Raw genomic sequence first — 24,795 nt, forward strand, 5'->3', positions numbered from 1 at the left:
GAGAGTTGCACAGTCCGGCTAACCGGTCGAGCAGTCAGGGTAGGCGTAGGCGTAGGCGTAGGCGTGGGCGTGGGCGTAGGCGTGGGCGTGGGCGTGGGGGCCGGGACGGGGGCACCGCGTGGCGGCATTGAATATCCCGTGACGGGTCAGCGCAGCATCAATTCGAAAACGGTGAGCGCCAATGCCGTGACCATGCCCGCGACAAGCATGGTCGAGGCGACGGTAAGTACGATTCCGCCAAGTAGCCAATAGCCGTCCCTTTCGCTCAAACCAAGCGCAAGCATAATGATCGCAATCGCCGGCAATCCGTTCGAGAACGGGATGGGCAGGAACAGAAATGTTGCAAGGATCAGCGTCGCAGCGCCGATCATCCGGTCCGCAAAGGGATAGGAAGCCGGCCACCAGCGTGGTTTGGCGAGGCGTTCGATCCGTTCCAGATACGGTATGGATTTGCTTGCAATCTTTTTGAAGGACGCTCGCTCGACGGATTGTTCCGCAACGAACCGCGGCAACCAGACATCGGTTCGGCCGAGCACGAGTTGTAAGGCGACGAAAATCAGCGGCAAGCCGGTGAAGAAAGATGCACCGGGAACGAACATCAACACGTTCGGAATGGCGAATATGATCATCAGTGGAGCGAAGCTTCGGTCGCGTAAAGCGCCGACGATATCGTCGACCGAGATACGGTCACTGTCTCCAGCCTGAAGGTCGCGTAGGACTTGGGACAGGCGTCGGCCCGGATCGCGTGTGAGAACCGTTTCTGCCTTGCCGCCGAGGCTCATTTTGTTTTCGCCGATCCTATACCGCCGCTGTTCCCATTGCTCGTGCGGCGCGTTTGCCAAAGTGAGAGTGCGAGCCCGCCTATCAGCAGCGTGGCCGTTACGCCGAGGGAAACCGACGCGGGTACCTTTTCGATGCCAAGCAATTCGGCGGCAATGACCTTCACACCGATGAAAACGAGCACCAGAGAGACGGCCGTCTTCAAGTGTACGAAACGGTGCATCATCGCGGACAAGGCGAAATACAGCGCACGAAGGCCGAGGATGGCGAAGATATTGGACGTGTAGACGATATAGGGGTCGGTGGTGATCGCGAAAATCGCGGGGATCGAGTCGACCGCGAAGATCACGTCGGCGACTTCGACGGTAACGAGGGCCAGCAACAGCGGCGTGACGAAAAGCGCCGATCGACCGTTCGGGCCGAGCGGCAACCGGACGAAGAAGCGTTCCCCGTGCAAGCCGTCGGTCACGCGGCAATGGTTGCGCATGAACCGCAGGACCGGGTTGCGGCCGACATCGTATTCCGCGTCACCGTCGCGCAGCATCTTGATGCCTGTGAAAATCAGGAAGGCGGCGAAGATCAGCAAGACCCATTCAAACCGCGCGACCACGGCGGCGCCGACGCCGATCATGATGCCGCGCAGCAGGATGACGCCGAGAATACCGTAGACCAAAACGCGATGCTGGTAGGCGCGCGGCACCCCGAAATGGCCGAAAATCATTGCGATGACGAAGATGTTGTCCAGCGCGAGGCTCTTTTCGACGACGAAACCGGTCAGATAGAGAATGGCCGCGGGCTCGCCCATGAAATGCCAGACCCAAACCGCGAACAGCAGCCCCACACTGATGTAAAAGGCCGACAGAAGAAGGCTTTCCCGCACGCCGATCTCGTGGGATTTTCGGTGCAGGACACCCAGATCGAAAACCAGGAGGACGAGGACGACGGCAAGGAAGAAGGCCCATGTCCACATGGGCTTGCCGAGAAGGTCCAGAAGCAGGATATCCAATTTTATGCCCCGAGCTTGGCCTGCGTAGATCAGCAGCCGCAGCGCCGAGGAAATACCGCATCGGCGCCTGGATGAGGGAAGAGCATCTGTGAAGTGGGGAACCCGCGCGGCGATACAAGTAGGGACGTTGAAAAAGAAAAATCGGCGCCTCACTTGAACTGCGGGGCGTTGTTCACTGTCATCAACGGGATGGGAAGTTTGGATATTCCGGGGGAAGGAAGCAGTTCAGCGGCATGACGGGACCCGTGCGCCGTGACCGCCTTTTCGCGCGGCAAATATCCTGCTGAAAGCCACAGGGATCGGTCCCATCGCCTTGATCCCGCGGGGGCGGCTCATCCCGTCGGGATGAGCCGCTGACATGCATCATTTATAGGCACCGGCGGAATAGGTCAGTTCATAGCTATGGCTATATAATTCGAAAATGATACCGAATGGATCCTCGACATAGACCATGCGGTAGGGCTTCTCCCCCGGGAAATACTCGCGTATCGGCATCCGCTGTTTGCCGCCCGCCGAAACAACCTTCTCAAGAAGCCCCTCAATGTCCGGATCCTGTACCGCGAAATGGAAGGTGCCGTGCTTGCGAAAATCGAAATTGTCGTCCGGCCTCTTGTTACCTTCGAATTCGAACAGTTCGATGCCGATGCCGTCCGCTGTTGACAGGTGTGCGATGCGCAGGCGGTCCCAGCCTGGACCGAACACATCCGTACACATTTGTCCAATTGGACTATCGTCCTCGACGATCTCGCTTGGTTTCATGAGCACGTAGAACCCCATTACATCGGCGTAGAATGCCACGGCGGCCTCAAGATCCGGGACCGATAGTCCGATATGAGAAAAACTGCGGGGCGTCGTCATTTGTCGTCTCCTTAACGGTGTTGTGTCGGGAGACAGGTAGATGGTGCGGACAAAAATATTAAATTATCATTTATAATATTTTTGATAATAAAATGGAATGAATCATGATCAACGCGACGTGGCTCGAGACATTCACCACATTATGCGAGACCGGTCATTTCACTCAGGCCGCACAGCGTCTGAACATGACCCAGCCAGGGGTCTCGCAGCACTTGCGAAAACTTGAAACGCAGGTCGGACGACCGCTCGTTGTGCAGGAAGGAAAACGTTTTTCCCTGACCCCAGCTGGGGAGGCCGTGCTGGATTTGGGGCGGTCACGCAGAATGGAGGAGCGGCGCCTTCGCGAACAGATCGAGGGCGATGATCCAGATATCGGGGAGGTGAGGATCGCCTGTTCGGGCAGCTTTGCCACGCTCCTTTACCCTCGTGCCCGGACGATAATGCAAAATGCTCCCAACCTTTGTATTCATCTTGAAGCGGCCCCGCAGACCGGTGTGCTAGAGGGGCTGGTCAAGAACAGTCTTGATCTCGGGGTGTTGGGATACGATCCAAAGCATCCGTTGTTGGACGCTCAGCGCATCGGGCAGGAAGAACTCTGCCTCGTCTTGAATATCGGGGCGCCAGAGCCCGTCACGTTCGATTCATTACAAACGCTAGGCTTTGTCGCGCACCCGGATGGCTTTGGCTATGCCGACGAACTGTTCTCACTGAACTTTCCGGACGAGTTCAGCGGGGCAGGTGACCTGAGACGACGAACATTCGTCAATCAGATAGGTCAGATACCGACACCGGTCGCGGACGGGATAGGTTACACGCTGCTGCCACGCAGCGGTGTCGAAGCGTTTATCGACAAAGATCGTCTGAAACTCGTCTCTTTGCCTCATCGCTGCTATCACGAACTGTGGCTTGTCACCCGACGACGAGTGCCGCTCAAGGCCCGGGTCAAGCGCATAGCCCAGGAAATACGTAAAGCCGCTGAGAGCCTGGGTTGATTGACGAGCGCAATCTGCAAACTTCTTTTTCCATTTCGAATCCTGCCAGGGAATGAAGCCGAGTAGCGACGGCCCGCTTTTCGAAAATGCAGCGCTAATATTATTTGGTCGTATCGATGATTATGGACATCTGGTCGAGGCTGTTGATCCGTTCTGGCTATATGCAGATCCGGAAAATTCCGACAGTCTTGCGCCAAATTCTTAGGCGTGAATGGCGCAGCAACAGGTGTTCGAACCGCTCTGCGACATTCTGATCGTCCGATAAACAAGAAAACCAGAGAGGAAAACCATGAGAATCATCAAGTCTCTTGTCTCGGCAGGGGCCATCGTTCTTGCCCTAACTCTCCCGGCGGCTGCCCAGACCGAGTTGAAGATCGGTTGGACGACATCCGACGGTGAGACGGACCCCTATGCGATTGCCGCGCGTGAGTTCATTTCGGCCCTGGAAAAGAATGCACCAGGGCAGTTCACGGGTGCCTACTTCCCGAACCGTCAATTGGGTGACGAACGCGAAATGCTGGAAGGGTTGGGGTTCGGCACGTTGGATGTTGCCGTTATCACGAATGCCGTGATCGCCAATATTGAGCCTGCCTTTCAGCTCAACGACATGCCGTTCTTATACGGCAACGAAGCACAAGCCCACGAGGTCCTGGACGGTGAAATCGGCCAGGAACTCCTCGGACGGTTGGACGATAACGGCATCGTTGGCCTCGCCTTCGCTGAAGGTGGTTTTCGGCACATGATCAACAACGTTCGCCCGGTCACCACGCCGGCGGATGTCGGAGGTGTGAAGTATCGGGTCATGCAGAACCCGGTCTTCGTAGGTATGTTCCAGTCGCTGGGTGGAAACGCCGTGCCGATGGCATGGGGTGAGGTTTACACCGCTGTCCAGCAGGGCACGATCGACGGTTTGGAAATTCCGATTGCCGTTATCAAGAGCAATAATTACGCGGAAGTGGCAAAGTATCTCTCTCTGACGCGGCACACGTACTCGGCGTTGGGGATTCTGATATCTAAACGCACTTTCGACCGACTTTCACCGGAGCTGCAGGAGGCCGTGAGGATTTCGGCTAAGGAAGCGGTTGTGGCCCAACGTGCGGCCGTGGCCTCCAACAATGAAAACATTGTTGCCTCTTTGCGGGCTGATGGAATGGAAGTGAACGATGTCGCGGACCCGGCCGAATTCCGGTCCCTCGTGAAGCCGGTTTACGAGCAGTTCCGAGACAGCATCGGCGGCGATTTGCTCGATGCGGCGCTCGCGCAAGTGAAATAGGCTCGGCCTTGTAGCGGCCCGGACAGGTGTCCGGGCCGTTTTATTAGCTTTGTCCACGGATACGCCGGTCGCGATGTACACTTTTCTTGATTCTATTTCGTCATTTGCAGCTCGCCTTACACGCGGGCTTGTCGTCGCCATGGGGGCTCTCTGCATGGCCAGCCTGATTTACCAGGTCTTCACGCGGTATTTCCTGGACCGTGCAGCACCTTGGACCGAGGAATTGGCGCTTTTCCTTTTTACTTGGATCGTTCTGCTGGCGGGAAGCCTCGGCTTTCGGGAAGGCTTTCACGTTCGTCTGACGGTGCTGTTGGACCTTTTGCCTGCCGTCCCGCGACGTTGGGCCGAGCGCATCATCGTGCTGCTTGTGGTGGTCTTCGGCGCGGTCCTGGCCTATTCGGGTGTCGATTACGTCAATCGCACTTTCGGTCAGGTTTCAGCCGCCGTCCGCTACCCGATCGAGGCGTTGACCCTTGCGGGCCCGGTTGCGGGCGTCCTGATCGTGCTGCATGGATTGCCGCAGCTGTTTCGGCCGAATCTCGTGTCCGATAATTCCGTGAACGAGGCGACCGAGCAATGAGTGAAACCGGAATCCTGCTTCTTTGCGTCTTTGGTTTCCTGCTTGTTACCGGGGTGCCGATTGCGGTTACTTTGGCGCTTTCCGTGTTTGTGGGACTTATGTGGGCGGACCTGCCTTCCGTCGTTCTCGCGCAACGAACTATTTCCGGGACGCAAATTTTCTCTCTTCTCGCAATTCCAGGCTTTATTCTGACCGGTGATCTGATGGCGCGCGGGGGATTGTCTCCGCGGCTGATCAAAATAGGGCAAACCTTGGTTGGTCACGTGACGGGCGGTCTGGGTATGGTCACGGTTATTTCCGCAACCTTTTTCGCAGCCATCTCCGGTTCTGCGCCCGCAACGACCGCGGCGGTTGGCAAAATCATGATCCCGGAAATGGAACGCCGCGGTTACGGGCGGCCGTTCCCGACAGCCTTGGCCGTTGCGTCAGGACCCATCGGGCAAATGATTCCGCCATCGATTCCCATGGTTATCTGGGGGGTCGTATCTGAACAATCGATCAGCAAGTTGTTTCTCGCCGGTGTTATTCCCGGCCTGATGATCACGCTCGTTTTTATGGCGGCCTGCTGGTTCGCCGCGCATCGACTCGGCGTTAAGACGGAAGATCGGCGCGCAACCGGAATGGAGTTTCTGCGGGCGCTATGGGATGGAAAATGGGCTTTGGCCGCGCCGGTAATCATCCTGGGCGGCATCTATGGCGGTATATTTACGCCGACGGAAGCTTCCGCAGTGGGGGTTTTCTATGGCCTCATCGTCGGGCTTTTTGTCCACCGCGAACTTCGGGTAGCCGACCTTTACGAGATCATTCTCGGTGCCATGAAGACGACGGCGATCATTTGCCTGATCATCGCGACGGCTGCGGCTTTCGGTTGGTTGGTGGCGTTTGAACGCATACCAGCTCAATTGGCGGAAGGGGTGCTGTCGATTAGCTCCAATCCGATTGTGACCCTGTTGATGCTGAATGTCTGCTTGCTGATTATCGGGGCGGTGATGGACAACATTGCGGCGATGATCATCCTTGGCACGGTATTGACCAGTATCGGATCGCAATTGGGTATGGATCCGATCCATTTGGGGGCTGTTGTCGTGATCAACTTCGCCATCGGTATGGCGACGCCGCCGTTCGGCTACTCGTTGTTTGTCGGCACGGCGATTTCGAATCTCACGATCGAGCGCATCGCCCTGGCCATATGGCCGTTGTTGTTGCTTCAACTGGCGGTACTGCTCGCCATTACGTTCATCCCATCACTGACCCTGTTCCTGCCGTCACTGTTGGGGTGATTCCTTTAGGCTTTCAGCCTTCAGTGGTCTCTGCGATGGCGCGAGCCAGCGCACTCGCCGCTGCGGGCATTTCGCGCAAACGAAGGTCGGCAAAGCCCAGCATCAGGGCTGGCGGATGTTTGGTCCCGGCTGAAAACTCCGACAGGGGACGTGGCAGCAGACCATGCTTCAGGGCCCGTTCCTTTACCGCTTCGTCGTCCATGCCCTCAGGAAGCCAGGCGATCAAGTGCAGGCCCGCATTCAAGACTTCAATGCGGATCGTCTCTCCGAGTTCCTTTTGCAATATGTCGCGCAGTGCGGTCTGCCGTTTTTTGTAAAGGTCGCGCATATGACGGATATGCGTGTCGAAGGCGCCGGATTGCAAAAACTCTGCAACCGTTACCTGGGTAGCCAAACTGGGTGGGCGCGCAATGGCATCCAAGAGACCGGGGAATGCCGGAGCGTATCGTCTTGGAACAACGAGATAGCCAATCCCGAGTGCGGGGAGAAGTGTCTTGGAAAATGTGCCGAAATAGAAAACCCGCCCATCCGGATCGAGACTTTGCAACGAGGGCGACGGGTAACCTCCGAACCGATATTCCCCGTCATAGTCATCTTCCAGAACGAGTGCGTCGCGGTCGTAAGCCCAATCAAGAAGCGCCGTGCGCCGGTCGGGCGACAAGGTATGGCCCAAGGGCGCCTGACGGGCCGGTGTCACATAAGCAAAGCGTGCATTGTCAGCCAGTTCTCGTCCGACCGAGACCATCATGCCTTCCTTGTCTATCGGCACAGGAACGGTTTTCAAACCGTGTAGTCGAAATGCTTTTGGAGCGCCGGGATACCCGGGGTCCTCGGCCCAGGCCTTGTCTCCGGGATTGGCAAGCGCCAGCAACATTGCGTGGAGCGCCTGCCGTGTGCCGGAGACGATGAATACCTGTTCGGGATCGCAGACCACGCGCCGGCTGGATCGAAGGTATGCGGCCACTTGCTCGCGCAGTTGCGGCGCGCCTTCCGGCGGGCAGCGTGCGCTGCCCGAAGGTCCCATCCTGATTGAGACTCTCCGGTAGATTCGTGTGAACTGTTGTGTCGGAAAATCCCTGATTGCGGGAATGCCAGGATTGAAAGGCAAGGATTGGGTCTCATGTGCTGGGGCACCAAAATCGGCCCTGCCCATCCACTTAGACAACCGGACCGGTAATTCAGTTCTACTTGTTTGCGTGCGGATCGGTGAGGCAGGCGAAGCTGGCGTTCCGCCCTCGGATTTCGTGCGGACGAAAGTCCCCGATTTTTCCCGACCCTCAAGATAGCCTTCAGCCTTCAACCGTTCGTAGGCCTGAAGAACAGTTGTCCGCGAAACATTGAGGTCGTTGGCAAGGCTGCGGCTGGATGGCATGCGGGTTCCACTCTCCAGCACGCCGGCAATTACGGCTTCGCGAAGGGCTTTGGCGAGTTGCGTTGTCATTGGTTGCTTGCTGTTGGCGGTCACGTCCAATCCGGGGATCAATACCCCTGCGCTCAACCTAGCCATATGCACATCCCGTCTGGCGGATCAGAGATTTGGAATTCCGAGGTTTTCTGCGTCGTTTTTCAGAATAGATCGAGCTGTTCATATCTCTATTTCTGGCCCGATTTTGCGTCCGTTTCTGGTTATTTCCCGTGGATCGAATCTTCTGCAAACAATAATGTTAGTGCCGACGTTTCTACTTATCCAGAACCTGGAAGGTCCAAGTCTTGACAGCTCTATGCCTTGCCCCACGCCCGACCGTCAGCCCGCTGCGCATGCAACTGCCGCCGAAGGCTTGTGATTGTCACGCTCACGTTATCGAACCTAGCGACGTTCAGCCGTTTGTCGAGAATCGCGACTATACCCCTCCGCCCGCCTCGCTTGCGGATTACGAAAAGCTCCACAAGACATTGGGAATAGAGCGCGCGGTGATCATCCAACCGTCTTTCTACGGCACGGACAATACGGTCACACTGCAGGCAATCCAAGATTATTCGGGGGAATGTCGCGGTGTCGCGGTCGTTGATGACGATATCGAAGACTCGGCGCTGAAGGAAATGGACCGCGCTGGCGTTAGAGGCATTCGCTTCAATTTGGCGTTTGCTGGTGGTGTAGGTCTTGAAAGCTTGGAGCGGATGGCCCGCAGGATTGCTCCGTTGGGTTGGCACGTGCAGTTGTTGGTACGGCCGGAAACAATCGTCGAGAACGAGGATCGATTGAAAGCGCTGCCGGTTCCCGTCGTGATCGACCATTTCGGCCTCGTAGATGCCAGCGCCGGCATCGACCAGCCCGCTGTGGACGCCATGCTTCGCCTGCTTGCCACGGATCGAGTTTGGATCAAGCTTTCCGGGTGTTACCGTGTTTCCGTTGACAGGCCGCTTTTCAAGAATGTCGTCCCTATCGCAAAAGCGCTAATCGCGCAGGCGCCGCACCGCATGGTGTGGGGTACTGATTGGCCGCATCCTGCGATGTTCGAATACATGCCGGACGACGGACATCTCATGAATGCCCTTTTTGACTATGCGGATGGCGAAGACCAGGTTCGGCAAATTCTTGTCGACAACCCAGCGGCACTCTACGGATTCGCCCTGTGATCGTTATGTGATCGCCGTGGCCATGGGTTGGACTGTCAATCGTCCGTCGCGACCGCGAGCTTGCCGGTGACGCCGTGCTTGTCGATCAGGGACTGCACGGTGCCGTCGGCGACGGCGTCGGCCAGCACCTTTTCCACCAATGCCTTCAAGGCCGGCTTGCCGTGCTTGGTCCCGACCGATTGCTTGATCGAGGTATAACGGCCGGGCAGCACGCGGGAGCCCGGCATTTCCTTGGCGTTTTCCAGCAATGCGGGGGTCAGGCCCGCCAACGCGTCCTGTCCGCCCTGTTTGAACATCTCGAAGGTGCCGGGCAGGCCCTGGCCGTGGATCAGTTCCGCATGTTTCAGCGTGCGGGTCAGGTATAGGTCGTAGGCGGCGCGGGCCGGGACGGCGATCTTCACGCCCGGTTTGTCGACATCCTCGATCTTTTGAAGGGGCGACCCGGCGGGCACCAGATACGTCGCTTCGATCTGAACATAGGGTTCGCAGAAATCGATGATTTCCGCGCGCTTGGGCTCGATCGCGATCAGGCAGATGTCCCAGGTCTCGATAGCGTCGCCGACTTCGCCGGGCGTGGGGAAGCAGTTGTAATCGACTGAAACACCCAACGCTTTCGCGATGCGGGCAGCCATGTCCGGCGCGACGCCGACCGGCGTTCCGTCTGCTTTCCGATCGGTCACCAGAAGCATGTTCCCCAAATTGATCCCGACCCTCAGCGTGCTCGGGTCTTCGAGGTCCGCGACCGCTTCCCCTGACATGGCTTCCCCCTTCATGTTTGTTTTTGCGGGGATAGACTATGCGCGCTTCAGCAGTCCCCGCAAGCGGTCGGCATAGGTTTCGAAACCTGGTGTCTCAAGCCCTGGAACCTTGGCGGCCTCGTCTGCCCGCCGCAGGATGAGCGCGGCTTCCAGATGCGGAGAGGATTCGAAGGCCTGGACCTCGTCCTCGTTCATCACCCCGCCTTGAAGCTTGAGACTGAGGACCGAGGCGTCCGACAACAGATCGAAATAGCCGGGTTCCACCGCGCAGAGATAGCGTTTCGCGTCCACATGCATGCGCACCGGTTCGGACACGGCCGGGCCGAAATACTCCTCCAGGAAGTTGGCGCCGACATCCTGGTGGATGGCGTCGATTCCCTGTTCGGCGTGGTATATGTCGTCTTCGTGCAGCAAGTGGCCGACATCGTGCAGAAGGGCGGCACAGACCAGGGCATCGCTGCAATTCTGCTGATCCACATGGACCGCTGATTGCAGCGCGTGTTCGGTCTGGCTGACGCCTTCCCCGTAATGCACGCCGCCCCGCTCCGCGAAGATCGTGATTAGCTTGTCGACGATATCACCCTGGTCGGCCGGGAGTTGGTTCAGCATGGTGACAAATTCCGAATTTGTGGGTTTTCAAGTGTTGCCAATAGCTTAGCGGCAAATTGTTACATCTGTTGGACCGTCTTGTCATCGCCGATGCGCAACCGCCCGTATACCGCATCCTTATCGGCGTAGCAGCCCTGCAGCCAACGCTTGCCCGGTGCGAACCCCTTGCGTCCGTGCAGGACGCGCATGTTGTCGAAGACGACACAGTCCCCCGGCGCGAGGCGCAAGGTCGCCTCGACCTCCGGATTGCGCAGGTAGTGTGAGAATTTCCGGTAGGCGTCGTAGAAGGCCGGCAAATCCGCCGCCGATAAATCGGCCGGCGCGATGGACCGGTTGTTGTAGCGGATGGTCACGACGCGGCCCTTGTCGTCGACCGTGATCATCGGCGCGCGGGCCTGCAGGTCCACGGTCGCGTCATGGAAGCGGAACGGCAGCCAGGTGGTGCTGAGGATGCGGAAGGCCTCCGGATCGTCCCGGCGCAGGCGGTCCGCCACCTGGAACCCGTCGACGAACAGCGACCCGCCGCCATCGGTCTCGTTTTGAAGGCAATGCAGAAGCTGCAGGCCGGGGACCGGGTCGCGATAGGGATTGTCCGTATGAACCATCAGCCCGGCGGAGGTGAAGGCCATGTTGGTCGGATTTTCAACTGACCTGACGTCGAACAGACGGCCGTAATTCGTCTCCCGCACAAACCCGAAATTTTCCGCGATTGCGCAGACCGTTTCCGGTTCGACCGGCGCGTCCGTCACCAATGCGATGCCGTCCCGTGCGATGGCCGTCAGCCAGTTCCGTTCGGTATCCCGGTCGGCGATGATTTTTCCATACTCGAAGCGGGCGACGGTAAATCCCGTCGGCCACAAGCGTGGGCCATACGGATCCTGCGCAGGGGCGGCGAAACCGCGCAGCCATGACGCGGGATAGACGCTTTCATGCCCGTCCGGGTCGAATGTTATGGCCAACGACCCGTCTGTGCTCAACGTGGCGGAACGAAATGCCGCGTTTTCAGGCAGATCGGCGATATCGATCAGGCGCTGACCATTGCCCGGATGAACCGTCTGTGAATCCTGCGCGTTGTCGCGCAGCCAGGGCGCATAGAGCGATTGGGTCAAGCCGTCGGACCAGGTCAAGGTGGCCCATTCCCTGCCGGTTACGATCGTTGTGATATGATGCATGTCTTATGCTCCGGCAATACGCTCATTGGGGCCGAGAAGATGCGTTTCAGGGTTCATTAACCCAGGTTTCCAGGGAATGGCTACTGCATTCTCCTTACCCCTATTGTGTGAATTTTTTGACACACCATATATGTCTCGGACGCCTGATAGGGTCCAGAAAACGGTAGCGACAACGCTACGGAGATATCGACTCGACTAAGCGTCTGCTGGCATTGGCTGGGGGCGCAGCAAGAGAGGTTGAACAATGGAATTCGAGAAATTCACGGACAGGGCCCGTGGCTTTATCCAGTCCGCCCAGACCCTGGCGCTGACTAGCAGCCATCAAAGGCTTACTTCCGAACATCTGCTCAAAGTCCTGCTGGACGACAAGGAAGGCCTCGCGGCCAGCCTGATCCAATCCGCGGGCGGCAATCCTAAAACCGTCCATGCCGCTGCTGAAGCGACGCTTGCCAAGCTGCCCAAAGTCGAAGGATCGGGCGCGGGCAATCTGCACCTGGACGGTTCCTTGGCGAAGGTTTTCGACGCGGCGCAGAAACTGGCCGAAAAGAACGGCGACAGCTTCGTGACCGCGGAAATCATGCTGCTGGCGCTGGCCATGGCGGAAGGCACCCCGGCGGCGAAGGCGTTCAAGGACGGCAATGTCGCGCCGCAGGCGTTGAACGCCGCGATCAAGGAATTGCGTAAAGGCCGCACGGCGGATTCCGCGGGCGCCGAGGGCAGCTATGACGCCCTGAAGAAGTATGCCCGCGACCTGACCGAAGCCGCGCGCTCGGGCAAATTGGATCCCGTGATCGGCCGTGACGAGGAAATCCGCCGCACGGTCCAGGTCCTCTCGCGCCGCACCAAGAACAACCCGGTCCTGATTGGGGAGCCGGGCGTGGGTAAAACCGCGATCATCGAAGGTCTCGCTCAGCGCATCGTCAACGGCGACGTGCCTGAATCCCTCAAGGACAAGCGGCTGATGTCGCTTGACCTAGGCGCCATGGTCGCCGGATCCAAGTTCCGCGGCGAGTTCGAGGAACGCCTGAAGGCGGTTCTGGAAGAAATCGGCTCCGCCGCTGGTGAGGTTATCCTCTTCATCGACGAGCTCCACACGCTGGTTGGTGCGGGCGCAGCGGAAGGCTCGATGGATGCCTCCAACATGCTGAAGCCGGCACTGGCGCGCGGTGAGTTGCATTGCGTGGGGGCGACGACGCTCGACGAATATCGCAAGCATATCGAAAAGGACGCGGCGCTCGCGCGGCGCTTCCAGCCGGTCATGGTGTCCGAGCCGACGGTCGCGGATACGATCTCCATCCTCCGCGGATTGAAAGAGAAGTACGAGCTGCATCACGGCGTGCGCATCACCGATGCGGCGATCGTCGCGGCAGCGACCTTGTCGAACCGTTACATCACCGACCGTTTTCTGCCGGACAAGGCGATCGATCTGGTCGACGAAGCGGCCAGCAGGTTGCGTATGGAAGTCGACTCCAAGCCGGAGGAAATCGATGAGCTGGACCGCCGTATCGTGCAGTTGAAGATCGAGCGCGAGGCCCTGAAGAAGGAATCCGATCGCGGGTCCAAGGAACGGCTCGAAAAGCTGGAAGTGGAACTGAGCGGCCTCGAGCAGGAATCCGCCGTCCTGACCGCCCGTTGGGAAGCGGAGAAGAACAAACTCAACAGCGCCCAGGACATCAAGGAAAAGCTGGATAACGCCCGGGCCGAACTGGACCGCGCCCAGCGCGAAGGCAAATACGAGCGGGCCGGCGAACTCGCCTATGGCGTGATCCCGGACCTGGAAAAAGCCCTGGTCGCTTCCGAGGAAGCGTCCGGCGAGCATATGCTGAACGAAGAAGTTCGCGACCAGGATGTCGCCGGTGTCGTCTCACGCTGGACCGGCATCCCCGTCGACAAGATGCTGGAGGGCGAACGCGAGAAACTGCTTCAGATGGAAGGCCAGATCGCTTCCCGGGTCATCGGGCAGGACGAAGCGGTCGCGGCCATCGCGAATGCGGTGCGCCGGTCCCGTGCGGGCCTTCAGGACCCCAACCGGCCGATCGGTTCCTTCCTGTTCCTTGGCCCGACCGGTGTCGGGAAGACGGAACTGACCAAGGCATTGGCGGAGTTCCTGTTCGATGATGATCAGGCGATGGTTCGGATCGATATGTCCGAATATATGGAGAAGCATGCGGTCTCCCGCCTCATCGGTGCGCCTCCGGGCTATGTCGGCTACGACGAGGGTGGCGCCCTGACGGAAGCCGTTCGCCGCCGGCCCTATCAGGTCGTGCTGTTCGACGAGATCGAGAAGGCTCATCCGGATGTCTTCAACGTCCTGCTGCAGGTATTGGACGACGGCCGTCTGACCGACGGCCAGGGCCGCACGGTCGATTTCAAGAACGTGCTGATCGTCATGACCTCGAACCTCGGATCCGAATTCCTAGCAAACCAGGGCGATGGCGAGGATGTGGAAGCGGTGCGCCCGATGGTGATGGATGTGGTTCGGTCGGCCTTCCGACCCGAATTCCTGAACCGGTTGGACGAGATCCTGCTGTTCCGCCGCTTGAGCCGCGAGCACATGACCGGGATCGTCGACATCCAATTGGGACATCTGGCCAAGCTGCTGGAGGACCGGAACATCAAGCTGGATGTGGACGAATCCGCGAAGGTCTGGCTGGCGGACAAGGGGTACGACCCGGTATACGGCGCCCGGCCCTTGAAGCGGGTGATTCAGCGATCGCTGCAGAATCCATTGGCCAGCATGATCCTGGAGGGAACGGTTTCCGACGGCGAGACGGCCACTGTCTCCGTCACCGGCGAGGGGCTTTCCATCAATGGGGAAGCGTTGGAAGCCGCTGCCTAGGGCAGTCCCAGTCTAACAGATTTGAAGCGGGCGCTCGTCATTTGGCGGGCGCCCGTTTCTGTTTTCTTCTTGTCCGGTCCGTCATCAGGTCGGGCAATGGCCCTTGCAGGCCGGTGCCCAGGCGGTGCAAATACGCGGCAATCCCCGGCAGGGGCTTTGGAAACGCGCATCTGGATACGGCCCCGGCATGGATCAACTCGATCCCCTATACATGATGATCTTCCTGCTCGGCGCAGGGGCTGGCGGGTTCGTGACCGGGCTTGCGGGCTTCGGCACGGCCTTGATCGTATCGGCCTTCTGGCTGCATTTCATGGACCCGATCGTGGTCGCGCCGCTGGCAGCGGCATGCTCGGTTGTCGGACAGGTTTCCGCGTTGAGAGGGACTTGGCGGCATATCCAGTGGAAAGCGGTGACGCCGTTTCTGATCGGCGCCTTCGTCGGTCTGCCGGTCGGTGTCTGGTCCCTGGATTACATAGAACCGGAGCACGTGAAACTCGCCGTTGGCGTTTTCCTGGTCGGGTATTCGCTCTATTCGCTGTTTTTACTGTTTCGCGGCAATATTCCCTCGATACGGATCGACAACCGCCTGGCCGACGGCGCCGTTGGTATCATCGGCGGGGTGATGGGGGGCGTCGCCGGTCTGTCCGGACCGGCACCGCTGATCTGGTGTCAGTTGCGCGGTCTGGCGAAACAGGTTCAACGCGGTTTGTATCAGCCCTACAACGCGATCATTCTGGCCACGGCGACGGGCGTTCACGCTTTATACGGTCGGATTGACGGAGAGGTCGGCTTTGCGTTCCTGATCAGTATCCCGGCAACGGTCATAGGTTCTTGGATCGGAACGTCGCTTTACCATCGTTTGGACGATCGGTTATTCAACATAATCGTTCAATGCCTGTTGTTGCTGTCCGGGATCATGCTGCTCGGCAGGTCCGTCTTCTAAGATCCGCACGCCTTACAGAACGGAATTTGGTCCTTGGAACTCTGGATACCGATCACGGTAGCGGCCGCCTTCCTGCAGAACTTGCGGATGGTGTTCCAGAAACAGTTGAAGTCGTCCCTGACAACCGGTGGGGCAACCTTTTCCCGTTTCGTCTTCGCCCTTCCCTTGGCGATCGTCTATGCCGCCGTGCTTCAGCATACCCAGGAAGGCGCGCCTCCCGAACCCAGCGCCCTTTTCGTGCTGTATTGTGCGTTGGGCGGGGTATCGCAAATCATGGCGACGGGTCTGTTGGTTGCGGTCTTTTCGCATCGGAACTTCGCCGTCAGTACCGCCTATTCGAAGACGGAAACCGTCCAAACGGTGTTTTTCGGTCTGATCCTCCTGGGAGAATCCGTCGGTGGACAGGCGCTGGCAGGCATTCTGATCAGTCTGTTCGGCGTGCTGGCAATCTCCTTCGCGCAAACCGGTTGGAACCGGACCATAGTGCGCGACCTTGTGGGTAAGCCGGCGATGTTCGGGATCGCGTCGGGCACCTGCCTCGCCTTGTCGGTCGTGTTCTACCGGGCCGGTTCCCTGTCCCTCGGTGGGGACGGGTTCCTGGCTCAGGCCTCTCTGACGCTGGCGGTGGCGTTGGTCATCCAATGCGTCGTCATGGCTGTCTGGCTGCAAATCAAGGAACCGGGTCAGGCCATGGCCACGATCCGCGCCTGGCGTGTCGCTTTGCCGGCCGGCGTCAGCGGCTTCCTGGCCTCCGCCTGCTGGTTCGCCGCGATGACGATCCAGAATGCCGCCTATGTCCGGGCTCTGGGCCAGATTGAGTTGGTCTTCACCTTCGCCGCCAGCTGGTTCATCTTCAAGGAACGCTCCAAGCCGGCTGAGGTCCTGGGCGTGTTGCTGATCTGCGGCGGGATTGTCGTGTTGGTGCTGCGTTAGGGGCCGCGCGCGCGCCGGACGCGCAGGGCCAGCGCATCCATCCCGATGACCGCAAGGCCCGCCAATACACCCCAGAACGCCGATCCGATGCCGAACAGCGACAGGCCGGACGCCGTGACGCACAGCGTCGCCATCGCGGCGACCCGTCCCGCTTCATCCTTAAGGGCGGTCGCCGTGGCGCCGACCAGGGGGCTCAACAGGGCGAGGCCGGCGACCGTGGCGATGAAAGCCGGCGGCAGGGCCGCGAAGAGCGCGACGAGCGACGCGCCGAACAGCGACAGGATCAAATAGAAGAAGCCGTAGAACGGGCCGGTCAGCCAGCGCTTGCTTGCATCCGGATGAGTATCCGGGCCTGTGCAAATAGCCGCGGTGATCGCCGCCATGTTCGTTGTCAGCGCGCCGAAAAAGGCACTGCCCAGCGAGGTCAGACCGGTCACGGTCAGGGCGGATGCCGTGGGCGGCGCATAGCCCGACCCGCGCAATACCGCGAAACCGGGCAGGTTCTGGGACGCCATTGTCACCAGATAGAGCGGCAGGGCGAGGCCGATCAGCGCCGCGGGGTCGAAGACCGGCATCACGAATTCATAGCTGGTAAGCCCGATATCGGTCGGCAGGGGACCTGCCATGTCCAGCCCGTAGACCAGTGCCGTGCCGGCAACCAATACGCCGATCACCGCCCAGGCGGGACTGAAGCTGCGCATGACCAGGAACAAGCCGAAAAGCGGCAGGACCAGGGCAGGAACGAGCGCCGCCTGATCGAACACGGCAATGACGAATTTAATCAGCACCCCAGCCAGCATGCCGGCGGCGATTGAGGCTGGAATACGCTCGACCAATCGGGTCAGCGGTTTCAGAAAGGCGGTCAGCAGAATGGCCAAGGCAACGGCAATATAGGCGCCGACACCTTCCGCGAAAGTGATCGACCCATCCGTCGCGGCGATCAGGGCCGCGCCCGGCGTCGACCAGGCGGTCACCATCGGTATCCGATGTTTGAGGCTGAGATAGGTTGCTGAAATCGCCAGCGCCAGACAGATCGCCGACACGCTGGAGGAAATCTGCGCGGTCGTCGCGCCTAGTGCCTGGGCGGCGGCCACGATGATAGCCAGCGTGCTGCCGAACCCGACGACCACCGCCACCAGGGCGTTGATGATGACGGATGCGCGCATCTCTTGTCAGGGAAGCAGACGGTGGATTGTCTCGATGAAGGCCTTGGGCTGCTCAGCATGCACCCAATGTCCCGCATCCGCGATCACGTCTATTGCCGCGCCGGGGAACAGCCGTTCGATCTCGGCCTGATGATGCGGTTGGATGTAGTCGGACTTTTCTCCCGCAATGAAATGCGTCTGCCCGGCATAGGCGGAGGCGTTGTCGTAATCCGGAAACTCCAGGATAGAGTCGAAATTGTCGGCCAGCGCCTTCAGGTTCAGTTGCCACCGCAATCCGTCCTCGCCGGTCGCGACGTTCTGCGCCAGAAAGGCTCGGATGGCCGGTTCGGGAATGTTTCCGGCCAAGGCGGCTTCGACCTCCGAGCGGCGCATGAAATCGCTCAAGTCCAGATCGGCCATGGTGTGGACGAAATCGATCAGGGTCCCGCCGGAGGGGGCGGGTGCGATATCGACGACGACGAGGCGTTCGACAAGGTCCGGTTCGGACAATGCGAGCGACATCGCCGCTTTGCCGCCCATGCTGTGTCCGATCACGGTGGCGCGCCCGCCGGCATGGGTCCGGATCAGCTGCGCCAGATCTTCCGCCATATGCGGGTAGGTATGATCGTCGGCCCAGGGCGACTCGCCATGATTGCGCTGGTCGACCGTGATGATGCGGTGGGTCCGGCCCAACTGCTTGGCGATGGAAGACCAATTGCGCTTCGACCCGAACAGGCCGTGCACGATCACCACCGGAGACCCGGTGCCGTATTCCGAAAATGACAAATCGACAGGCATTTGCTTCCTCATTGTCTTGCGCCGGGATATTGGGACGGGGCGCAGGAATCGCCAACCTATATCCGGCTCCGGAAAGAATTTCGAGCCCGGCGCAAAGCCGGCGTATCAGTCATGGTCAGGATCCTCGATTTTTGCTTTGGGGCGGGAAATACAGATATTCCGCCCCGCATTTGCCCGCGCCCGCTTGTCAAAGACCGGGCAGCCTATACTTTCACGGATCGAAATATTTCATCGCCAAACGGCCGTTTGGAACATTCGCGACATTGGGAAACAGGGCATGCACATTTCCGCCTTTTTCGATTCTGGCAATATAGAGGTCGTCCGCGCCGAAGATCCCGCCGATATTCGGCTGCGCATTCGCAAGGATGAGGGCCCGGACGGTTTCTTTCAGTGGTTTCATTACCGTGTGACCGGCGAAGCCGGCGAACGCCGCCGGATGGTGATCGAGAATGCGGGAGAGGCGAGCTATCCGAAAGGGTGGGAAGACTATCGCGCCTGTGCCAGCTATGACCGGGAGACTTGGTTCCGCGTCGATACGACATACGAAAACGGCCAATTGATCATCGATCACGTGCCGGCATGCGACAGTACCTACTATGCGTATTTCGCGCCCTATGGCCGTGACCGGCATCACGATCTTATCGCGCGGTGCCAGTCGGACCCGCGGGTGCGGGTGCAGGTGCTCGGCGAAACCGTGGACGGCGATGCGATCGACCTTGTCACCATCGGCGGTTCGGATCCCAACAAGCTGAAAATCTGGGCGATCGCGCGTCAGCATCCGGGCGAAACCCAAGCGGAATTCTGGATGGAAGGCTTCCTGGCACGCGCCCTTGACCCCGACGACCCCGTTGCGAAATTGGTGCTGTCCAAGGCGGCGCTCTACGTGGTGCCCAATATGAACCCGGATGGCAGCCGCCGCGGTCATCTGCGCACCAATGCGGCGGGGGTCAATCTGAACCGCGTCTGGGCGGCGCCGAGCCTGGAGACGAGCCCGGAGGTCTATCATGTCGACGCGAAGATGCGTTCGGTAGGGGTCGATTTCTCTATCGACGTCCATGGCGATGAAGGCCTGCCCTACAATTTCATCGCCGGCGCGGACGCAATCCCGGATGTGGAGCAACGGCAGATTGATCTTCGCGAAGGTTTCGAGGCCGCCCTGCGGCAAGCCAACCCCGATTTCCAATCGGAATACGGCTATCCCAAAGCGGCGCCGGGCAAGGCCAACCTGTCCATGTGTTCGGCGCATATCGCGGCGACGCATAAATGCCTGTCGATGACGCTGGAAATGCCCTTCAAGGATAATGCGAATGCGCCGGACGAACAGTTCGGCTGGTCGCCAAACCGGTGCCGCAAGCTCGGCGCGTCCTGCCTGGATGCGATCTATGCCGTTCTGGATGATCTGCGTTGATCTCGGGCTTATCGATCTCGGTCGCGGCGAGGGGTGAGCCCGCATGCTGACCTTCGTAGCCGCGTTCTTCCTGACAATTTTGACGCCGGGCCCCGGGGTGTTGACGACGGCCGGCGTCGGGTCGGGTTTCGGTTTCCGTCCTGGCCTGACCTTCCTGTCCGGCCTTTGGTTCGGGACAAACCTGGTTGCCGTCGCCGTGGTGACGGGCCTGGCGGCCGTCGTTCTGGCGGACGAAGTGCTCCGGACGGTGCTGATCTTTGTCTCGGCTGGGTATTTGCTGTACCTGGCGCTGCGCATCGCGCGCTCGGGATCGAAAATTTCCTTCATCGAGAAACAGGCCGCGCCGGGGTTCCTGGGCGGTTTGATGCTGCAATTGATAAATCCGAAAGCCTATGTCGTGAACTCGGCTTTCTTCTTCGGCTATCCGTTTCATTTCGACAGCCTGTGGACGGAAATTCTCCTCAAGTTTCTGATCACCAACATTATCTGGATTCCGGTCCATCTGATCTGGCTGACCATGGGTGTTACGCTGCACCGTCTGAACCTCAGCCCCCGGGCCATGACGGTGATCAATTCCGGCATGGCGGTCGCAATGCTGGCGGTGGTGGCGCTCACGACCTGGTCGGCGCTGGATACGATCGGGGCCTGAATTCCGTGTCGCCAAGGCGGCTGTCGGTTGACGGCGAATTCCGCTAGCCTGCCGCCATGACGACTGACCAGATCGCAATTTCACTCCTCCTCGTCACGCTCCTGGGCCTCTTCGTTTGGGGCAGGGTGCGCTACGACATCGTCGCCGCGGGCGGCCTCGTCGTTGCAGTTGTCCTGGGCTTGGTTCCCGAGGACCGCGCCTTCGAAGGGTTCGGGCACCCGGCGGTGATCACTGTCGCCGGCGTTCTTGTGATGAGCCGCGCGCTCTCCTTGTCGGGGGCGGTCGACGGAATTGCCCGATGGATCCGGCATGGGGCGGGCACGGAGACGGGACAGATCGGAATTCTCTCCGTCGTTGCCGCCGGCATGTCCGGTTTCATGAATAATGTCGGCGCGCTGGCCCTGCTGCTGCCGGCGGCGATCGAGTCGTGCAACAAGGCCGGACGGCCGGTCCGGCTGGTGCTGATGCCGCTGGCCTTCGCGTCCATCCTTGGCGGGATGGTCACCCTGATCGGGACGCCGCCGAACATTCTGATCGCCACCTATCGCGAGGATGCGATCGGGGCCGGATTCGCGATGTTCGATTTTGCCTGGGTCGGTTTGCCCGTGGCCCTGCTGGGGGTCGCCTTCATCGCCTTGGCCGGTTGGCGGTTGATCCCACGGGCCTCCGAGAAATCGGAGGGCGGCGGTGAGGCTTTTGACCTTGATGCCTACCTCTCCGAGCTGGCCGTTCCGAAATCTTCGGAAGCCTATGGCAAGACCTTGTCGGAAATCGAAGAGATGACCGAGGATCTCGACGTTGCGATCGTCGGACTCGTTCGCCGCAAGCGGCATTATCCGCGTCCGCCGCAGCACGAGCCGCTGCAAGGCACGGACCGGTTGCTGGTGGAGGCAGGCCCGGAGGACCTGGACCGTTTCGTGGATCGATTGGGCCTGCGGGTCGCGGGCTCCCGTCCGGACAAGGCGTCGCTCGCCAAGGGCGAACACGCGGTGCTGACGGAGGCAGTTGTGACGCCGGGATCCCGTATCGCCGGCCGAACCGTTGGGGCGCTTCGCCTGAAGGGGCGCTATAACCTGACTCTACTGGGAATCAGCCGTCAGGGGCATACCCGGGGGGGAAGGCTCAATTCCTTCCGTGTCCGGCCGGGGGACGTTCTGTTGGTCCAAGGGCTGGAGAACGATGTGCCGGACGCGCTCAATCGGCTTGGCTGTCTTCCCTTGGCCAGCCGGGACATATCCCATGGCTTGCGCGGGCGCGGCATGATCGCGGCGGGCATCTTTGCCGCCGCGGTCGGCGTGGCGGCGCTTGGACTGTTGCCGATCGCGGTCTGTTTCGTTGCCGCCGTGATCGCGGTCGTCGTATCGGGCATTCTGCCGATCCGGGATCTGTATTCCAATGTGGATCTGCCTGTGATCGTGCTGCTGGCGGCCCTGCTGCCGGTCGGGCAGGCTTTGGAAACGACCGGCATGACCGGCCTGATCGCGGGCGGTATCACAACGGCCACGGAAGGGGCTCCGGCCTTCGTCGTGGTCGCGGTCCTGTTGATCGCGGCGATGTTCATGTCCGATCTGCTCAACAATGCCGCCACGGTGGTCGTGATGGCGCCGATCGCGGTTCAGGTGGCCCGCGGCATAGACGCTTCGCCGGACCCGTTCCTGATGGCGGTGGCGGTCGGGGCGTCCTGCGCCTTCCTGACGCCGATCGGGCATCAGAACAATGCGCTGGTCATGGGGCCTGGCGGTTACAAGTTCGGCGATTACTGGCGCCTGGGCCTGCCGCTTGAAATCCTGATCATGGTGGTGGCCGTGCCGCTGATCATGCTTGCCTGGCCGCCGTGAGGGCAGCGTGAGCACCCTCTCCCTGATTCTTGGCTTCGACCCGATCTTCCGTAAGAAGGCACGCCCGGTGCCGGCGGTGGACGATGCCGTTCGAGCCCGAGTCGCGCGCATGTTCGACATCCTCTACGAGGCGGGCGGGATAGGTCTCGGCGCCAATATGGTGGGGTCGTTGGAGCGAATCGCGATCGTCGATCTGCGGCCTGACGGTCGCAGCGAACCGCTGACCCTGATCAATCCGGAGATTGTCTGGTCCTCGGACGAGACGCAGACCTTCTCAGAGGCGTCCTTGTGTTTTCCCGGTATCTCGGCCGATGTGACGCGCCCGGCGGCAATCCGACTGACCTATCTGGATCAGGCAGGGGAAGGGCGGGAGATGTCGGCCGAGGGCTGGCTCGCCCAGGTTATCCAGCATGAGGTCGATTATCTCGACGGCATTCTGTTCCCCGATCACCTGTCACGCGTGAAGCGTGACATGGTGATGCGGAAGATCAGGAAGATCCGGTAGGGGCCGGGGCCCGCGGGGCGATCCTATTGTTCGCCCGCGGCGGTCGCTACGTCGCTGTTGGATGTTTCCAGTTTCGCGTATTGGGAATCCAGCTCCGCACGACGCTTGTTGAAGGCGGCAAGCTGATTGCCCGTCAACGTCTTGCCGGTCGGCAGTTTGACGCTGAGCGGATTGGTCTGCTTGGAATTCTGCAGGACCTCATAATGCAGATGCGGGCCCGTGGACCGGCCGGTCGAGCCGACCAGGCCGATGACCTGACCCTGGCGGACACGGCTGCCCTTCTTCACCTTGATACGGGAAAGATGGGCATAGGCGGTCTTGTAGGTGCCGTTGTGACGGATTCGAACATAGTTGCCGTAACCGCCGTTGCGGCCGGCCACTTCGATCGTCCCGTCACCCGCCGCATAAATCGGCGTGCCGGTCGGCGCGGCGAAATCCACGCCCCGATGCATCTTGGTGTAACCCAGAATCGGGTGCTTGCGCTTGCCGAAGCCCGAGGTCAGGCGGGCGCCGTCGATCGGGGTGCGAAGCAGGGCCTTGCGAACACTGCGGCCCTTTTCGTCGAAATAGTCCCAGAAACCGTGCTCGTCCTTGAAACGGTAGTAGCGGTGCAGCTTGCCCTGGACGGTCATCTCGGCGACCTGGATCGCGCCGGTATCGACGATCGTGCCCTCCGCCGTGACCAGATCGTAGAGCAGGGCGAACTGGTCGCCCTTCTGCACTTCGCGCTGGAAATCGACGTCGAAGCTGAAAATTTGGATCAGGTCGGCGAGGACCGATGCCGGAACGCCGGAATCGAGTGCCGCTTCGTACAGGCTGGACTGAATGCGTCCCGACGCGAAGGTCGGTTCCTTCTGGGTCTGCTTTTCGAGGGCCTCTGCTTCATAGCCGCCGTCGTCCAAACGGCTGACCTGGACATCGCGGATCGGCGTTTCCGGCAGACGCAGGGACACCAGCTGCATCGCCTCGATACCCGCGCCGATTTCGGACTGCGCCGGCTCGGTGAATTCCGCTTCCGGCATCATGGTGACGTGAAGTTCATGACCCGGACGCAGTTTCCGGGGGCTGAAGACCTTCGAAAGCGCGGTGATGGCGTCGTGCGCGACCCGCCGATCGATCCCGGCGCTGGTCAGCATACCCATAAGGGTGTCGCCCTTGCCGACGGCGAGGACACGTGTCACTTCCTTCGGGGGTTCGAAGACCGGGGCCGGTTCGGCCAAGGCGATTTCTTCCGCGCCGATCGCGGCGGTCTGCGGAGATTGATCGTCCGCGGCGGGAAGAGTCGCCTCCGACCCCTGTGTGCCGGACTGCAGCACAGGCGCATCGGCCAGCACAGGCTTGTCGGATAATAGCGTCTCGGAACCGGTGTCGGCGGCGGTGCCGGGTTCACCATAATGGTCCGCCGGGCCGCGACTGCCGACGGCGGCGCCGGTTATAAGCCCACCGGAAGCAATGAGGCAGGCAGCGGCTATGATACGTGTGCGCCGCATCGTTTTCTCGAATTGAGTGGATTTGCTGGAGAGTACCGTCTCGCCCTGCTGAAGATAATGTTCCTCCGGCATCAGGTTGTCTTGCCCGTTCACGCGTTTGTCTGACGATTCGTTATGCACGTGCCCATCCGTATCGGTAACGAGGAAAAAAACTTCGAAACTAAAGTCGGTATCGGCCTCTTTCCTAAGCGATAAACTATTAAGAAAGAATAAATCGGACCGAAATCAGTATAGTTTCGAATTTTTACTTTATTTGAAGTGAAAATGCTGAAATCCGGCCTTCAAGTCAAGCATTCTCATAGGGTAGAGGCCGGTTCGCCGGGGTTCGGGATGCGTTCGTGACGCATACCCATATACCCATT

The 24,795-nt window shown here is 60.0% G+C and carries 22 protein-coding genes; 12 read left to right on the top strand and 10 right to left on the bottom strand.

Annotation, left to right across the window (positions count from 1 at the left end; genetic code table 11):
* Positions 1-146: 146 nt before the first annotated feature.
* The 3 genes from ACQK2G_RS00720 to ACQK2G_RS00730 form a co-directional block, all read right to left on the bottom strand.
* Entirely contained in the window at positions 147-782 is a 636-nt protein-coding gene (locus ACQK2G_RS00720) for an exopolysaccharide biosynthesis protein (RefSeq protein ID WP_425403093.1), read from the bottom strand.
* A complete protein-coding gene (locus ACQK2G_RS00725) occupies positions 779-1,786 on the bottom strand; it encodes a TerC family protein (protein WP_425403094.1) in 1,008 nt (335 codons plus the stop codon). Before ACQK2G_RS00725 ends, ACQK2G_RS00720 begins: the two co-directional genes overlap by 4 nt.
* A gap of 363 nt (positions 1,787-2,149) precedes the next feature.
* On the bottom strand, positions 2,150-2,644 hold the full coding sequence (locus tag ACQK2G_RS00730; protein WP_425403095.1) for a lactoylglutathione lyase family protein: 495 nt from the start codon (positions 2,642-2,644) through the stop codon (positions 2,150-2,152).
* A 104-nt stretch (positions 2,645-2,748) separates the two neighbouring features.
* Between ACQK2G_RS00730 and ACQK2G_RS00735 the strand changes: the two genes are divergently transcribed.
* The 4 genes from ACQK2G_RS00735 (at position 2,749) to ACQK2G_RS00750 (ending at position 6,769) form a co-directional block, all read left to right on the top strand.
* Entirely contained in the window at positions 2,749-3,636 is an 888-nt protein-coding gene (locus tag ACQK2G_RS00735; RefSeq protein ID WP_425403096.1) for a LysR family transcriptional regulator, read from the top strand.
* A gap of 289 nt (positions 3,637-3,925) precedes the next feature.
* Positions 3,926-4,909, top strand: a complete 984-nt coding sequence (locus ACQK2G_RS00740) for a DctP family TRAP transporter solute-binding subunit (RefSeq protein WP_425403097.1) — start codon at positions 3,926-3,928, stop codon at positions 4,907-4,909.
* Between the two features lie 154 nt (positions 4,910-5,063).
* On the top strand, positions 5,064-5,489 hold the full coding sequence (locus tag ACQK2G_RS00745) for a TRAP transporter small permease (protein ID WP_425403098.1): 426 nt from the start codon (positions 5,064-5,066) through the stop codon (positions 5,487-5,489).
* The gene (locus tag ACQK2G_RS00750) at positions 5,486-6,769 is read left to right on the top strand and encodes a TRAP transporter large permease (protein WP_425403099.1); all 1,284 of its coding nucleotides are present in this window, start codon (positions 5,486-5,488) and stop codon (positions 6,767-6,769) included. The genes ACQK2G_RS00745 and ACQK2G_RS00750 overlap by 4 nt, the downstream gene beginning before the upstream one ends.
* 13 nt (positions 6,770-6,782) lie before the next feature.
* On the opposite strand, the gene ACQK2G_RS00755 is transcribed toward ACQK2G_RS00750, so the two are convergent.
* Complete coding sequence (locus ACQK2G_RS00755; RefSeq protein WP_425403100.1) at positions 6,783-8,276, bottom strand: PLP-dependent aminotransferase family protein; 1,494 nt, start codon at positions 8,274-8,276, stop codon at positions 6,783-6,785.
* Between the two features lie 203 nt (positions 8,277-8,479).
* Here ACQK2G_RS00755 and ACQK2G_RS00760 point away from each other — a divergent pair, with 203 nt between their 5' ends.
* On the top strand, positions 8,480-9,346 hold the full coding sequence (locus ACQK2G_RS00760; RefSeq protein WP_425403101.1) for an amidohydrolase family protein: 867 nt from the start codon (positions 8,480-8,482) through the stop codon (positions 9,344-9,346).
* 35 nt (positions 9,347-9,381) lie between these two features.
* Here the strand turns inward: ACQK2G_RS00760 and ACQK2G_RS00765 are convergent, their stop codons facing one another.
* From ACQK2G_RS00765 to tmpA, 3 genes are read right to left on the bottom strand one after another with little or no spacing between them, the layout of a single operon-like run.
* Positions 9,382-10,104, bottom strand: a complete 723-nt coding sequence (locus ACQK2G_RS00765) for a transporter substrate-binding domain-containing protein (RefSeq protein WP_425403102.1) — start codon at positions 10,102-10,104, stop codon at positions 9,382-9,384.
* A gap of 36 nt (positions 10,105-10,140) precedes the next feature.
* Positions 10,141-10,713 carry an HD domain-containing protein gene (locus tag ACQK2G_RS00770; RefSeq protein WP_425403103.1) on the bottom strand — a complete coding sequence of 191 codons (573 nt, stop codon included), beginning with the start codon at positions 10,711-10,713 and terminating at the stop codon, positions 10,141-10,143.
* 59 nt (positions 10,714-10,772) lie between these two features.
* A complete protein-coding gene (gene tmpA, locus ACQK2G_RS00775) occupies positions 10,773-11,885 on the bottom strand; it encodes a 2-trimethylaminoethylphosphonate dioxygenase (RefSeq protein WP_425403104.1) in 1,113 nt (370 codons plus the stop codon).
* A 244-nt stretch (positions 11,886-12,129) separates the two neighbouring features.
* Here tmpA and clpB point away from each other — a divergent pair, with 244 nt between their 5' ends.
* The 3 genes from clpB to ACQK2G_RS00790 all read left to right on the top strand — a co-directional run bounded on the left by clpB (position 12,130) and on the right by ACQK2G_RS00790 (position 16,600).
* On the top strand, positions 12,130-14,724 hold the full coding sequence (gene clpB / locus ACQK2G_RS00780; protein WP_425403105.1) for an ATP-dependent chaperone ClpB: 2,595 nt from the start codon (positions 12,130-12,132) through the stop codon (positions 14,722-14,724).
* A gap of 187 nt (positions 14,725-14,911) precedes the next feature.
* Complete coding sequence (locus ACQK2G_RS00785; protein ID WP_425403106.1) at positions 14,912-15,667, top strand: sulfite exporter TauE/SafE family protein; 756 nt, start codon at positions 14,912-14,914, stop codon at positions 15,665-15,667.
* Positions 15,668-15,700: 33 nt separating this feature from the next.
* Positions 15,701-16,600, top strand: a complete 900-nt coding sequence (locus ACQK2G_RS00790; RefSeq protein WP_425403107.1) for a DMT family transporter — start codon at positions 15,701-15,703, stop codon at positions 16,598-16,600.
* Here the strand turns inward: ACQK2G_RS00790 and ACQK2G_RS00795 are convergent.
* Both ACQK2G_RS00795 and ACQK2G_RS00800 read right to left on the bottom strand, forming a co-directional pair.
* Positions 16,597-17,766: a benzoate/H(+) symporter BenE family transporter gene (locus tag ACQK2G_RS00795; protein ID WP_425403108.1), complete on the bottom strand. Its 1,170-nt coding sequence runs from the start codon at positions 17,764-17,766 to the stop codon at positions 16,597-16,599. The two genes, ACQK2G_RS00790 and ACQK2G_RS00795, sit on opposite strands and share 4 nt — an antisense overlap.
* Before the next feature lie 6 nt (positions 17,767-17,772).
* Positions 17,773-18,543 (bottom strand): alpha/beta fold hydrolase, encoded by a 771-nt coding sequence (locus tag ACQK2G_RS00800; protein ID WP_425403109.1) that lies wholly within the window; start codon positions 18,541-18,543, stop codon positions 17,773-17,775.
* Positions 18,544-18,820: 277 nt separating this feature from the next.
* Between ACQK2G_RS00800 and ACQK2G_RS00805 the strand changes: the two genes are divergently transcribed.
* The 4 genes from ACQK2G_RS00805 to def are packed head-to-tail and all read left to right on the top strand — an operon-like array spanning position 18,821 to position 22,943.
* Positions 18,821-19,951 carry a M14 family metallopeptidase gene (locus ACQK2G_RS00805; protein WP_425403110.1) on the top strand — a complete coding sequence of 377 codons (1,131 nt, stop codon included), beginning with the start codon at positions 18,821-18,823 and terminating at the stop codon, positions 19,949-19,951.
* 43 nt (positions 19,952-19,994) lie between these two features.
* Positions 19,995-20,600 carry a LysE family translocator gene (locus ACQK2G_RS00810; protein WP_425403111.1) on the top strand — a complete coding sequence of 202 codons (606 nt, stop codon included), beginning with the start codon at positions 19,995-19,997 and terminating at the stop codon, positions 20,598-20,600.
* Positions 20,601-20,656: 56 nt separating this feature from the next.
* Complete coding sequence (locus ACQK2G_RS00815; protein ID WP_425403112.1) at positions 20,657-22,438, top strand: SLC13 family permease; 1,782 nt, start codon at positions 20,657-20,659, stop codon at positions 22,436-22,438.
* Between the two features lie 7 nt (positions 22,439-22,445).
* Positions 22,446-22,943, top strand: a complete 498-nt coding sequence (gene def, locus ACQK2G_RS00820; RefSeq protein WP_425403113.1) for a peptide deformylase — start codon at positions 22,446-22,448, stop codon at positions 22,941-22,943.
* Positions 22,944-22,966: 23 nt separating this feature from the next.
* Here the strand turns inward: def and ACQK2G_RS00825 are convergent, their stop codons facing one another.
* Complete coding sequence (locus tag ACQK2G_RS00825) at positions 22,967-24,553, bottom strand: peptidoglycan DD-metalloendopeptidase family protein (RefSeq protein WP_425403114.1); 1,587 nt, start codon at positions 24,551-24,553, stop codon at positions 22,967-22,969.
* Positions 24,554-24,795 lie beyond the last annotated feature (242 nt).

It is taken from the genome of Hwanghaeella sp. (genome assembly GCF_965227365.1).
In the GTDB taxonomy this organism is placed as follows: Bacteria; Pseudomonadota; Alphaproteobacteria; order UBA8366; family Aestuariispiraceae; genus Hwanghaeella.